This is a genomic window from Streptomyces sp. MNU76 (assembly GCF_020982545.1).
GTDB lineage: Bacteria > Actinomycetota > Actinomycetes > Streptomycetales > Streptomycetaceae > Streptomyces.
This window is the reverse complement of sequence record NZ_JAJKLK010000022.1, coordinates 205658-217706: the sequence shown is the minus strand read 5'-3', so window position 1 is coordinate 217706 and position 12049 is coordinate 205658. Positions and strand designations below refer to the sequence as shown.

The following is a 12049-nucleotide window of genomic DNA, read 5'->3' as shown; positions in this document are numbered from 1 at the left end:
ACCGGGATCTACGGGCCCGGCGTCAGGGGTGGAGCGGCTTGGCGAAGCAGAGGCTCAGCTCGTGGAAGCGGTAGTGGCCGAACTTCGCGCAGGGCTCGTAGCCGCTGGAGGTGTAGAGGGCCACGGCCTCGGGCTGCTTGGAGCCGGTCTCCAGGACCATGCGGGTGCGGCCGCCGGCGCGGGCGTCGGCCTCCAGTTCGCTCAGTAGGCGACGGGCCAGACCCAGGCCCCGGGCGCCGGGGGTGACGTACATCCGCTTGATCTCGGCGTCCCCGTCCTGGTACCCCTCGTCATTGGTGTCCTGGCTGCGCCAGCCGCCCGTGGCGACGGGGCTGTCGTGCTCGTCGTAGGCGATCAGGTACAGCCCGGCCGGGGGGACGAAATGCGCCGGGTCCATGGGGGTGGCGTCGCCCTCGTCGCCGTAGCGGACGCTGTACTCGGCCTGGACCTCGTCGTTGAGCTTGACGGCGTCGGGGTGGTCGAAGGGGACCCGGCGGATAATCATGTCAAGCATCGTACATCTATGCATGCGATGCTCCATATCTGGACCTTGTCCAGGGTGCGGGTATCGTGCCCGGGTGCTGACTGTGACCTCTGTGAATGTGAACGGGCTGCGGGCCGCCGCGAAGAAGGGCTTCGTGGAGTGGCTCGCCGGGACCTCGGCCGACGTGCTCTGCCTCCAGGAGGTGCGGGCCGAGCCGGAGCAGCTCCCCGCCGGGGTGCGGCAGCCCGAGGGGTGGCACGTGGTGCACGCCCCGGCCGCCGCCAAGGGGCGCGCGGGGGTGTCGCTGTACAGCCGTCGTGAGCCCGACAGGGTGCGGGTCGGCTTCGGATCGGCCGAGTTCGACGGCAGCGGGCGGTACGTCGAGGCCGATCTGCCCGGTGTCACCGTCGCCAGCCTCTACCTTCCCTCCGGCGAGGTCGGGACCGACCGGCAGGACGAGAAGGTCCGGTTCATGGACGAGTTCCTCGCCTACCTGAAGGAACTGCGCGAGCGTGCGGCCGCCGACGGGCGCGAGGTCGTCGTCTGCGGCGACTGGAACATCGCCCACCGGCCCGCCGACCTCAAGAACTGGCGGGCGAACCAGAAGAACGCCGGGTTCCTGCCCGAGGAGCGGGCCTGGCTCGACCGGGTCTTCGACGAGGCGGATGGGGGCTATGTCGACGTCGTGCGGGCGCTGCATCCCGATGCCGAGGGGCCTTACTCGTGGTGGTCGTACCGGGGGCGGGCCTTCGAGCGGGATACGGGTTGGAGGATCGACCTTGCCGTTGCGACCCCGGGGCTTGCGAGCAAGGCAGTGAAGGGGTTCGTGGAGCGGGCCGCGAGCCATGACGAGCGGTGGTCGGACCATGCTCCAGTGACGGTCGTCTTCGGCATGTGACACGGAGCGTGAGGGCGGGCCGGCATGGGCACGCCCCCACACGCGACGCAGGGCGGATCAGGGACGCGTCCTGACCGTGAAGGTCAAGCGGGAGGTGTCAGGTCCGGCCAGCCGCTCGGGCCCGCCGCCCGACCGCCCCTTGGCGACGGTGACGCGAACTGCGTCGCTCAGGAGTCGCTCGCGTGTCACCTCGCCGTCCACGGCGAACGCCTCGCGATAGCGGCTGACGGCGTACTCGTCGAGCCAGCTGGCACGCATGGCTGCGGGCGCGGGACACGTCGTGCCGCGAGCACTGGCGCGGCAGACGTAGTCGCCGTAGTCGTAGGCCTTCCGTGTGGCGAAGTACATGCGGCCACCACACCCGGCACAGTGTGCGACCCCGATGAGGAGCGACGTCTCCCGACGTTTGGCGCGAGTACCGTTCGAGCGAGCGTCGAGGGCATCCTGGAGGGCCTGGAACTCCTCTTCGGTGAGCACCGGAGGGCCGATCAGCACGGGTGCGCCGCTGGCGTCACGAACCGTCTGGCCCCTGTGCACCCGGTGACCCATCAGTGCCGGGGTGACCTTTCCCTCGTAGCGTTGAGGCTGTGACTGCAGGGGAAGTTGAGAGTCATGGCGGAGAAGCGACAGTCGTACGATGCCGAGTTCCGTGAGGGGGCTGTGCGGATCGTGACTGAGACGGGGAAGACGATCGCGCAGGTAGCGGCCGATCTCGGGATCAAGGAGACCACCCTGGGCAGCTGGGTGGCGCGGGCCCGGAGGGCCAGCGGGGACGGGACGCTGGGCGAGCTGGAACGCGAGGAGCTCGTGCGGCTGCGCCGGGAGAGCGTGGAGAACCGCAAGCGGATCAAGGAAGTTGAGATGGAGCGTGATGTCTTCAAGCGTGCCATGGCTCTCTGGGTGAAGTGACCGAGAACGAACCGGAGGCGCTGGTCGCCTTCATCGGTCGCCAGAGAGCCGAGCACAACGTGCCCCCATCGGATGTCCTGTCGCCTGCTCGGGGTGAGCGAGGCGTGGTTCTACAAATGGCGGCGACGTTCCGCGGAGCCGACGGAACGTGAGGTCAGGCGCGTGAAGCTGGAGGAAAGGATCAGGTACTTCTTCCGCGCGTCGGGCGAGACGTACGGGTCGCCGAGGATCACGCTGGATTTGTGGGAGGAGGGCTGGCAGGTGTCGGTGAACGCCGTCGCCGAGATCATGGCCGAGCTCGGCCTACAGGGGCGCAAGCCCCCGCGTCGGCGGAAGTCACTGACCCGGCAGGGCAAGCGGAAAGCCGCCCCTGACCTGGTGCGTCGTCGGTTCGACGCTGTCGCTCCGGATCTGCTGTGGTACGGCGACATGACCGAGATCGAGACCGGCGAGGGCAAGATCTACTTGGCGACGGTCATCGACGCGTTCTCGCGGCGCTGTCTCGGCTACGCGATGGGCGAGCATCACGACGCGGCCCTGGTCGGGGCGTCGTTGAAGATGGCGGCCGTGACACGTGGCGGCAGCTTGGATGGGACGATCTTCCACAGCGACCGCGGCGCGGAGTACACGTCCGAGGCGTACAACAAGCTCTGTGACTGCCTGGGCGTGGTGCAGTCCATGGGACGGGTGGGGTCCGCGCTGGACAATGCCGCCGCGGAGAGTTTCAACTCGCTGATCAAGGTCGAGTACATCCACCGCCGACAATTCGCGACCCGGACCGAGGCCCGCCTGAAGATCGCCACATGGATCACTGGGTTCTACAACCCGCGACGAAGGCACAGCGCGGCCGGCGGCCTACCGCCCGAGGAGTTCGAAAGAATCATCGCCGAAGCGCGCGAGCGACACGGCCAGATAGATCAGACTGCATAACCAAGGTCTCTACGGAACCAGGGGGTTGACAGGCCTGCTGTGGCTGCCGCGGAAGGTGCCGGTGCGGCAGGCGTGAGGCCACGGCCGCGCGGGCCTGCCGCACAATCTCCGGGCCCGAGGCTCGAAAAAAATCCTCCGCGCGGCGGTGCAACGCAATCCGATCCTCATGGACTCCTTCAACCATCTAGGAGGTGCCCATGTTGGATCGGAAAGAGGCTCGGGACGCGGAGTTCAAGAGCTTCGTCGTCGGCCGCTGGCCACGGTTGCTGCGCACGGCTTTCCTGCTCACGGGGGAGCAGCATGCCGCGGAGGACCTGGTCCAGTCGACGCTCGAACGGGCCTATGTGGCCTGGCGCAGGGTCGGCGCGGCCGACGACCCCGACGCGTACGTACGGCGCGTGATGATCAACGCGCACGCCCGCAGGCACCGCAGACGCCTCAAGGAGTTCCTGGCGCCGAAGGACTACTCGGGCCTCACCCACGAGCTGCCCGACGCCGACGACCGCATCGCGCGGGCGGACGACCGCGGCGCGCTGCTGACGGCGCTCGCCGCACTGCCCGCGCGCCAGCGGGAGGCGGTGGTCCTGCGGTACTGGGAGGACCTGAGCGAGGCGCAGGCGGCGGAGGCCATGGAATGCAGCGTCGGCACGGTGAAGAGCAACACGGCGAGGGGGATCGCGAAGCTCCGCGCCCTGCCGGGACTGGCCGAGGCACTCACGAACGGAGGGCGGAAGTGATGAGCGCGGACAGGGAGACGAACCACGACATGACGTACGACGAGGCGCACACGGACATCACCCTCCTGCTGGCGGACGCGGCGGACGAGGTCGAGGTCGGCGCGGCCCCCTATCAGGCGGTGGTACGGGGAGGGAGGCGCCGCAAGACGCGCCGCTGGGCGGTGGCCGCCGCGGCCGCGGCGGTGATCGCGGGGTCCACGGGGACGACGCTGGCGCTGGCGGGAGGCACGGGCGGCGGGCACGGGGCGGGGCAGGTGGCCGCGCGGCCCTCGGCGGGGACGGCGAAGCAGAGTCCCGAACGGCGGGTGACGACTCTGGCCAGGGGCACGGACCACGGCAGGAAGTGGAAGGTCGACGCCGCCGTCTGGACCGCGCCGAAGACCACGGCGAAGGCACGCGCCCAGCTCGCCGAGATGGCCCTGTACGGGGAGAAGCCGGTCGATGTGGAGAAGGCCTCGGACCTGGTGGGCGAGAGCTGGCACTTCGTGCACCAGACCGTGGAGGGCAAGCCGTCGACGGTGATCCTGAGAGCATTCAAGAAGGACGACGTGGTCGCGGGCAAGGATCTCGAGGCGTACCCGAGGCCGTTGGACACCGACCGGGTCGACGCCCCGCATCGCCTGGTGATCGGCCAGATCGCCCGGACCGTCCAGGAAGTCACCTGCACCTGGGACGACGGCACGAAGACCCGGGTGGAACGGGCCCCTGCGGGGGCCGGCGACTTCAAGAACCTGATCCGCGAGGTGGACGGCTCCCCGAAGGACTGGTTCGTGTGCCTGGGCCCGGACGGAGTGAACTACAAGAAGGCGGAGGCCACGGGGTGAGGTGAGCGATGCGGGCAGGGCGGCGGCAGGGGTCACAACCCCCGCCGCGGCAGCAGGGTCACAACCACCCCTGCTGCCGCGCCTCCCGCATCGCCTCCATCCGGTTGCGGGTGCCTGTCTTGCCGATCGCGGAGGAGAGGTAGTTGCGGACCGTGGACTCCGAGAGGTGGAGCTTGGCCGCGACGATCTTCCACAGCGACCGCGGCGCGGAGTACACGTCCGAGGCGTACAACAAGCTCTGTGACTGCCTGGGCGTGGTGCAGTCCATGGGACGGGTGGGGTCCGCGCTGGACAATGCCGCCGCGGAGAGTTTCAACTCGCTGATCAAGGTCGAGTACATCCACCGCCGACAATTCGCGACCCGGACCGAGGCCCGCCTGAAGATCGCCACATGGATCACTGGGTTCTACAACCCGCGACGAAGGCACAGCGCGGCCGGCGGCCTACCGCCCGAGAAGTTCGAAAGAATCATCGCCGAAGCGCGCGAGCGACACGGCCAGAAAGATCAGACCGCATAACCAAAGTCTCTACGGAACCAGGGGATTGACACACTGCCCAACAGGTGTCCTTCGCCATGGTCGCGACCAGCACGTACATCGAACTCATTCATGTAGGCCCGTCTCCCTGACAGACGGTGGGCCGTCCTCGGTCTCTGCGTTCCTCAGGATGTCGATCGATCCGGCTCAGAAGACCTACGGCCACGGGCACGCCGCAAAAGATGCCTCGCCAACAACACCACCCAGGCCACCATCGTCAACGTCGCAGCAATCCTCACCCAGGGGGCGCTGCCACTGCTAGCCGCCGTCCACCCACAGAACACGATGCTCAAGCACATCCCACCCGGGCCGTCAAAGAACTCGCTCCTCGGGTTTCGTGACATCCCCACCTTCCTTCTGCTCTCGCAAGTCTCGGCCCCGGCCACTCCCACTGCGAGGAACCTTTCCACCGCCGCATGAGGACCGGGGCAGGGGAGCTGCCACGCCGGTACAGGCAACTCAGCGAGGCGGCCCTGGTCGTCGGTGCCGTCCCTCGGGTGGGGGCACCCGGAACATCGCCCGCCGTAGCCGGCCGGGCAGAAGGGCCCGCCCGGCCATGACCAGTCCGATGCCCAGCATGGTGCCTCCGATGGCGACGCAGCCGGAAGACAGCCAGCCGATGTTGTTCTCATCGGCCCAGCCCCCGAGGGCTGCGGCGACGAGGAAACCCAGCAGGCACGCGGCACCGATCAGGGCATACCACCAACGAGAGAGCACAAGTTCACCCCTGTATGCGCCTCGAGCGGGTTCGCTTGGCAGCGGACCCTGACTGTCCACGGTGAGTTGCCCAGCGTCGACGCAGCCAGTCACCGATCTCCCCGATGCCGACCAGGAACGCCGAGGAGGCGGCGCATGCCGTGAGGGAAGAGGTCTGGCCGACGGCGTGGCCAAGGAGCCACAGAGCCATGGCCAGCAGCAGCCACCATGCTGCGAGGGAGCAGGCTTGCCGCACCAAGCGTGTACGGCCGGTCATCGGGTGGCCCTGGTCCGCTGGGTGGCGACGATCACCACGATGCATCCCGTGAGCGTCACCACCATTGCCAGGCCCGTGGCGGCCTGGGTGATCAAGGGCGAGGCGTCGGCCAGGCGGGGAATGGCGTTGAGCGGCGCAGCGGCGTAGAAGGCGAGAAGCGCCAGGCCGCGCGGGCGCATCGGGTCCAGACGAGGACGCAGCCGCTGTGGAATACGGCCGATGAGGAGAGCGACTCCAGCGGGCAACAGAGTGACAGAAAAGGCGGCCAGGCTTATCCACTGCCAGAGCATGGGAACCAGGGCTCCTGTCGGGGGTGAAAGTGATCACCTGCGGCGGAGCGCGGTGAGCATGAGGAAGCCGATGGTAAGAGCGGCCAGGCCGAGTACAAGGACAGGGAAGCCGGGACCGGGCAGCACGTAAGCGCAGCTCCTGCAAGGAAGAGCAGTGCTCCCACGACTACCAAGGCCATGCCGGTACACCGTTTGGCAGCAAGAGTCACGACGGTGGAGTCCTCCGGACAACGTCGACGAACGGGCACACAGCCCCCTTGAAACGCCGACCAGACTTCCCGGCACACCCCACATCGAGCTTGACGTGGTCTTTACAGACTATCCACCACAACCGACCTCTGACCAGAGCGCTCCCTGCCACTCGCAGCTCGCCCAGCCTGTGCTTCGGCACCCGCTGGACTGCCGCGCGGCAACGAAATTCGACCCGTCAACCTCATGACCCTGATGCAAGTGCGGAGGCACATCGCGTTGCTCCCCAGTCACGATGAGGGAATAGCCCAGCATCGGAATACTGCCTCTTCACCAGTTGCCGGGCGTCGCAGAGCAGAAGGGACTTCCGAAACACGCCCTAGGCTTGGGCATGTCGGCGCTCCGTGGAGTGTCGGCCACACCCCGGGATTGGTCGCACAGTCGCCGGGGCCTTTTCGCTCTCACTCTCAGATGTCGAACTCGTAACCTTGTGCGGTTAGGGAAAAATACCCCTGATGGGGTGAATATGCCTACAAGATGACGCCTTGTGGGGTGGACGAACTCATGGCCCGCAGCCTCCTACGGCTGCTCCCGCAGTCGCCGGTCCAGCGCCAGAGAGAGCTCCGCCTCGGCCACGCTCTTCGCCAAGGGCCGTAGGCGGGCGAGGTCTTCGGTGGTGCGGCCCGGCTGGGTCAGGATGAGGTCGGTGAAGAGGGCGGCCAGGGCCTCGGCGTGTTCGCGGACGCGGCGGCCCGCGCTGAGCACGTCGGCGAGGGGGACGCCCTCGCGGACCAGCGCGGCCGAGACGTCCAGGAGGCGGCGGCTGATGTGGACGATCTCACCACCGTCGGTGCCGAGGTAGCCGAGGTCGAGGGCGGCGGCGAGGTTCTCCGAGGTGGCCTGGTCGCCGAAGTGGTCGGCCAGTTCCTCGGGGGTGAGGCGGACCGGGGTCTCCTCGGTGGGGGCGCCGAGGCCCAGCAGGTCGCCCACGTCGCGGCCCTGGTCGAACGCCTCGGCCAGCTCCGCTATGCCGCTGAGGGTGTGGCCGCGCTCCAGCAGGGCCGCGATCGTGCGCAGCCGGGCCAGGTGCGTGTCGTCGTACCAGGCGATGCGGCCCTCGCGGCGGGGCGGCGGGATCAGTTTGCGCTCCCGGTAGAAGCGCAGGGTGCGTACGGTGATGCCGGCCGCCTCGGCCAGCTGTTCCATGCGGTACTCGTGCCGCTCACCGTCTGCTGCCGGGTCTTCCGCCGTGTCTCCTGCCGCTGCTTCTGCCACCCGCGCAGCCTATGTCGTACCGCTGGTAACTCCAGAGGGCCCAACCCCTACCCATCGGTACGGTCCTGCCCTACGCTCCCCATTGCGCCAGTGATTACTGGCGCGGACATGGTGCGAACGCGGTGTGCGCACGCGATGAGGCGTGGAGGTACCGGATGGGCGGGCACAGGGGCGGGAACGGGCCGCATGTGCGGGTGGCGGTGATCGGCTCCGGGTTCGGCGGGCTCGGGGCGGCCGTACGGCTGCGGCGTGAGGGGATCACCGACTTCGTCGTCCTGGAGCGGGCGGGGTCGGTCGGCGGCACCTGGCGGGACAACGACTATCCCGGGTGCGCCTGCGACGTGCCCTCCCACCTCTACTCGTTCTCCTTCGCCCCCAACTTCGAGTGGCCGCGCGCCTTTTCCGGGCAGGAGCACATCCGGGCCTATCTGGAGCACGTGACGGACGTCTTCGGGCTGCGGCCGCACATCCGCTTCGACTCCGAGGTGCTGCGGATGGCCTGGGACGGGGAGCGGCTGTGCTGGGACATCGAGACCAGCGGTGGGTCGCTCTGCGCCGACTTCGTCGTCTCCGCGACCGGGCCGCTGTCCGATCCGAAGCTGCCGACCGAGGCGGAACTGCCGGGGCTCGGGTCCTTCCCGGGCAAGGTGTTCCACTCCGCCCGCTGGGACCACGGCTACGACCTGCGCGGCAAGCGGGTCGCGATGATCGGTACGGGTGCCTCCGCGATCCAGATCGTGCCGGCGATCCAGCCCGAGGTCGGCCGGCTGACCCTCTTCCAGCGGACCCCGCCCTGGGTGCTGCCCCGCGTCGACCGCGGCGTCAGCGGGGCCGAGAAGTGGCTGCACAAGCAGCTGCCGTTCACCGCGCAGGCCCGGCGCGGACTGCTGTGGGGCGTACGGGAGTTGCAGGTGCAGGCCTTCACCAAGCGGCCGAACCAGCTGGGGCTGGTGGAGCGGATGGCGAAGCGGCACATGGCCCGGACGGTGAGGGATCCGGAGCTGCGGGCCCGGCTCACCCCCGACTACCGCATCGGGTGCAAGCGCATCCTGCTGTCCAACACCTACTACCCGGCGCTCACCCGGCCCAACGTCGAGGTCATCGCGTCCGGGCTGTCCAAGGTCGACGGCTCCACGCTCGTCGCCGCCGACGGGTCCGCCGCCGAGGTCGACGCGATCGTCTTCGGCACCGGGTTCCACGTCACCGACATGCCCATCGCCGACCGGGTGGTGGGCGCAGACGGGCGCACGCTCGCCGAGTCCTGGGCGGGCGGGGGGATGCGGTCGCTGCGCGGGGCCTCCGCGGCCGGGTTCCCGAACTGGATGACCATCATCGGACCCAACACGGGTCTGGGGAACTCCAGCATGATCCTGATGATCGAGTCCCAGCTGAACTACATGGCCGACTTCGTACGGCAGTTGGACGTGCTGGGCGGCCGGGTCGCCCTCGACGCCCGGCCGGACGCCGTCGACGCCTGGAACGAGCGGGTGCAGAAGCGCATGGAGCGCACGGTGTGGAACACCGGCGGCTGCACCAGCTGGTACCTCGACGCGAGCGGTCGCAACACGACCGTCTGGCCGGGTACGACCACCGAGTTCCGCGGCGCGACCCGGCGGGTCGACCTGAGCGAGTACGAGGTGGTGCGGGCCGCCCCGCCGGGTACGGAGAACAGCGGCGGGGCGACGGACACGGAGAAGGTGGGGGCCGGAGCGTGACCCGACTGACCCATGTGAAGCACGGGCCCTACGCGCCACCTGTCGCCGTCCGGGAGTTGGCGGCCGTGTCCGCCGACGGGGCGCGGCTGCACGTCGAGCTGCACGGTCCGCAGGATGCGCCGACGGTGGTGCTCGTCCACGGCTGGACCTGCTCGACGGCGTACTGGGCGGCGCAGGTCCGGGACCTCTGCGTCGACCACAGGGTCGTCGTCTACGACCAGCGCGGGCACGGGCGCAGCCCCGCGTCCGCCGTGTGCAGCGCGGACGGTCTCGCCGACGATCTGGAGGCGGTGCTCGCGGCGACGCTCGCGCCGGGCGAGAAGGCGGTGCTGGCCGGGCACTCCATGGGCGGGATGACGCTGATGGCCGCCGCCGGCCGACCGGGCTTCCAGGAGCACGCGGCGGCGGTCCTGCTGTGCAGCACGGGCAGTTCGCAGCTGGTCGACGAGTCGCTGGTCGTGCCGCTGCGGCCGGGGAGGGTACGGACCTGGCTGACCCGGAAGGTCCTCGGCTCCCGGGCGCCGCTCGGGCCGGTCACACCGATCGCCCGACGGATCCTCAAGTACGCGACGATGGGCCCCGGTTCCTCGCCCGTGATGGTCGAGGCGTGCGCGCGGATCGTGCACGCGTGCCCGACCAGGGTGCGGCACGCCTGGTCGCACGTCCTCGCCTCGCTCGATCTCGACCACGGCGTACGGGCGTTGACGGTGCCGACGGCCGTGATCGTGGGCACCGCGGACCGGATGACGCCGCCCGTGCACGCGCGGGCGCTGGCCGCAGCGCTGCCCGACTGCGTGGGCGTGAGCGAGCTGACCGGGGTCGGACACATGGCGCCGGTGGAGGCGCCGGAAGCGGTCACCGCGCGCATACGCGAGCTGGCCGCGCTGTACGTACGTGCCGGGCGGGACGAGTTGGAGGAGGCGGGCGCATGAGCAACGGCAGCACCCTGGAGGGGCGGGTCGCGGTCGTCACCGGGGCCGCGCGGGGCGTCGGGGAACTCCTCGCGCGCAAGCTCTCGGTGCGGGGGGTGAAGGTCGCGCTCGTCGGCCTCGAACCGGACGAGCTGAAGCGGGTGTCGGAGCGGCTGTACGGCGAGAGCCAGTACTGGCACGCCGACGTGACCGACCACGAGGTCATGACGCGGGTCGCGGCAGAGGTGAAGGAGCGGTTCGGGCGGGTCGACATCGTCGTCGCCAACGCGGGCGTCGCCACGGGCGGGCCGTTCGTGGACTCCGACCCCGACTCCTGGCGGCGGGTCATCGAGGTCAACCTCGTCGGATCGGCCGTCACCGGGCGGGCGTTCCTGCCGGCGCTGATCGAGAGCCGGGGGTATCTGCTGCAGATCGCCTCCCTCGCGGCGATCACCCCGGCGCCGATGATGACGGCGTACTGCGCGTCCAAGTCGGGTGTCGAGGCGTACGCGCACTGTCTGCGCGCCGAGGTCGGGCACCGCGGAGTCGGGGTCGGGGTCGGGTATCTGTCCTGGACCGACACGGACATGGTGCGCGGGGCCGACACGGAGGAGGCGATGCGGGAGTTGCGGGAGCGGCTGCCGTGGCCGGCGGGGAAGACGTATCCGCTGGGGCCGGCCGTGGACCGGCTCGTCGCCGGGATCGAGCGGCGGTCCAGCCATGTGTACGGGCAGTGGTGGCTGCGGGGGATGCAGGGTGTGCGCGGGTATCTCCCTGGGCTCATCGGGACGTTCGCGCCGCGCGAGGTGCGACGGATGGAGCCGCGGCTGCGCGGGGTGGCCAAGGGGCTGGTGGGGGCCGGTGGCGCCGCGGACGAGCGGACGCGGGGGTCGGGGCCACGGAGCCGGAATAGCTCTGGGTCACCGAGCGTCACTGATCGAAATGCGTGGGATGTCCGTGCGTGTTTGTCTGGTCGAGGCCCGATCCCCTCACCCACAAACGGGAGTGAATCCACATGGGCATGAAGGACCAGTTCCAGGACAAGGCTGAGCAGCTGAAGCGGAAGGCCGGGCAGTCGCCCGAGGAGCGGCAGCGGGCTCAGCGGCCTGGTGAGCGCGCGTCCGAGCGTCAGCCCCAGCAGGCGCAGCGCGAGCACGACCGGCCCCAGCGCGAGCACGGGCAGCCGCAGCGCGAGTCCGGCCGGCCCCAGCGCGAGCACGGGCAGCCGGAGCGCGGCGCGCGGCGCCGTGACGAGGAGTCGGAGCGGCTGATGCGGGACGAGGAAGACCGCGTCCGCCAGGACTTCGACGCGTAACTCCCGCACCCGGCCCCGGCCGTGTGAGACGCGGGGCACTCTCCTTGAGCGGAGGGTGCCCCG

Annotated in this window: 15 protein-coding genes and 1 pseudogene; 10 read left to right on the top strand and 6 right to left on the bottom strand. The window is 69.7% G+C overall.

Annotated elements, in window-relative coordinates; translation table 11 throughout:
* Positions 1-22 precede the first annotated feature (22 nt).
* Complete coding sequence (locus tag E4N62_RS36015) at positions 23-505, bottom strand: GNAT family N-acetyltransferase (protein ID WP_230221293.1); 483 nt, start codon at positions 503-505, stop codon at positions 23-25.
* Between the two features lie 22 nt (positions 506-527).
* On the opposite strand from E4N62_RS36015, the gene E4N62_RS36010 reads away from it, so the two are divergent.
* Positions 528-1382, top strand: coding sequence for an exodeoxyribonuclease III (locus E4N62_RS36010; RefSeq protein WP_230221291.1), 855 nt, complete (start codon positions 528-530; stop codon positions 1380-1382).
* Positions 1383-1439: 57 nt separating this feature from the next.
* On the opposite strand, the gene E4N62_RS48270 is transcribed toward E4N62_RS36010, so the two are convergent.
* Positions 1440-1931 (bottom strand): zinc ribbon domain-containing protein, encoded by a 492-nt coding sequence (locus tag E4N62_RS48270; RefSeq protein ID WP_268270198.1) that lies wholly within the window; start codon positions 1929-1931, stop codon positions 1440-1442.
* Between the two features lie 63 nt (positions 1932-1994).
* Here E4N62_RS48270 and E4N62_RS36000 point away from each other — a divergent pair, with 63 nt between their 5' ends.
* The 4 genes from E4N62_RS36000 (at position 1995) to E4N62_RS35985 (ending at position 4782) form a co-directional block, all read left to right on the top strand.
* The gene (locus tag E4N62_RS36000) at positions 1995-2291 is read left to right on the top strand and encodes a transposase (protein ID WP_268270197.1); all 297 of its coding nucleotides are present in this window, start codon (positions 1995-1997) and stop codon (positions 2289-2291) included.
* 72 nt (positions 2292-2363) lie between these two features.
* Positions 2364-3221 carry an IS3 family transposase gene (locus tag E4N62_RS35995; protein ID WP_230221284.1) on the top strand — a complete coding sequence of 286 codons (858 nt, stop codon included), beginning with the start codon at positions 2364-2366 and terminating at the stop codon, positions 3219-3221.
* 197 nt (positions 3222-3418) lie between these two features.
* Positions 3419-3958, top strand: coding sequence for a SigE family RNA polymerase sigma factor (locus E4N62_RS35990; protein ID WP_230221282.1), 540 nt, complete (start codon positions 3419-3421; stop codon positions 3956-3958).
* Complete coding sequence (locus E4N62_RS35985; protein WP_230221280.1) at positions 3958-4782, top strand: hypothetical protein; 825 nt, start codon at positions 3958-3960, stop codon at positions 4780-4782. The genes E4N62_RS35990 and E4N62_RS35985 overlap by 1 nt, the downstream gene beginning before the upstream one ends.
* Positions 4783-4840: 58 nt before the next feature.
* Here E4N62_RS35985 and E4N62_RS35980 read toward each other — a convergent pair.
* A pseudogene (locus tag E4N62_RS35980) lies at positions 4841-4963 on the bottom strand (response regulator transcription factor); the annotation flags it as partial.
* 73 nt (positions 4964-5036) lie between these two features.
* On the opposite strand from E4N62_RS35980, the gene E4N62_RS35975 reads away from it, so the two are divergent.
* Entirely contained in the window at positions 5037-5300 is a 264-nt protein-coding gene (locus tag E4N62_RS35975) for an integrase core domain-containing protein (RefSeq protein WP_230221278.1), read from the top strand.
* A 477-nt stretch (positions 5301-5777) separates the two neighbouring features.
* On the opposite strand, the gene E4N62_RS35970 is transcribed toward E4N62_RS35975, so the two are convergent.
* The 3 genes from E4N62_RS35970 to E4N62_RS35960 form a co-directional block, all read right to left on the bottom strand.
* Entirely contained in the window at positions 5778-6035 is a 258-nt protein-coding gene (locus tag E4N62_RS35970) for a hypothetical protein (protein WP_230221276.1), read from the bottom strand.
* 252 nt (positions 6036-6287) lie between these two features.
* A complete protein-coding gene (locus E4N62_RS35965) occupies positions 6288-6581 on the bottom strand; it encodes a hypothetical protein (RefSeq protein ID WP_230221274.1) in 294 nt (97 codons plus the stop codon).
* A gap of 768 nt (positions 6582-7349) precedes the next feature.
* On the bottom strand, positions 7350-7976 hold the full coding sequence (locus tag E4N62_RS35960) for a MerR family transcriptional regulator (protein WP_230221702.1): 627 nt from the start codon (positions 7974-7976) through the stop codon (positions 7350-7352).
* A gap of 224 nt (positions 7977-8200) precedes the next feature.
* On the opposite strand from E4N62_RS35960, the gene E4N62_RS35955 reads away from it, so the two are divergent.
* From E4N62_RS35955 to E4N62_RS35940, 4 genes are read left to right on the top strand one after another with little or no spacing between them, the layout of a single operon-like run.
* The gene (locus E4N62_RS35955; protein ID WP_230221272.1) at positions 8201-9760 is read left to right on the top strand and encodes an NAD(P)/FAD-dependent oxidoreductase; all 1560 of its coding nucleotides are present in this window, start codon (positions 8201-8203) and stop codon (positions 9758-9760) included.
* Entirely contained in the window at positions 9757-10692 is a 936-nt protein-coding gene (locus tag E4N62_RS35950) for an alpha/beta fold hydrolase (RefSeq protein WP_230221270.1), read from the top strand. Before E4N62_RS35955 ends, E4N62_RS35950 begins: the two co-directional genes overlap by 4 nt.
* On the top strand, positions 10689-11696 hold the full coding sequence (locus E4N62_RS35945; RefSeq protein WP_230221268.1) for an SDR family oxidoreductase: 1008 nt from the start codon (positions 10689-10691) through the stop codon (positions 11694-11696). The genes E4N62_RS35950 and E4N62_RS35945 overlap by 4 nt, the downstream gene beginning before the upstream one ends.
* Positions 11687-11986 (top strand): hypothetical protein, encoded by a 300-nt coding sequence (locus tag E4N62_RS35940; RefSeq protein ID WP_230221266.1) that lies wholly within the window; start codon positions 11687-11689, stop codon positions 11984-11986. The genes E4N62_RS35945 and E4N62_RS35940 overlap by 10 nt, the downstream gene beginning before the upstream one ends.
* The last annotated feature ends 63 nt before the right edge of the window (positions 11987-12049 follow it).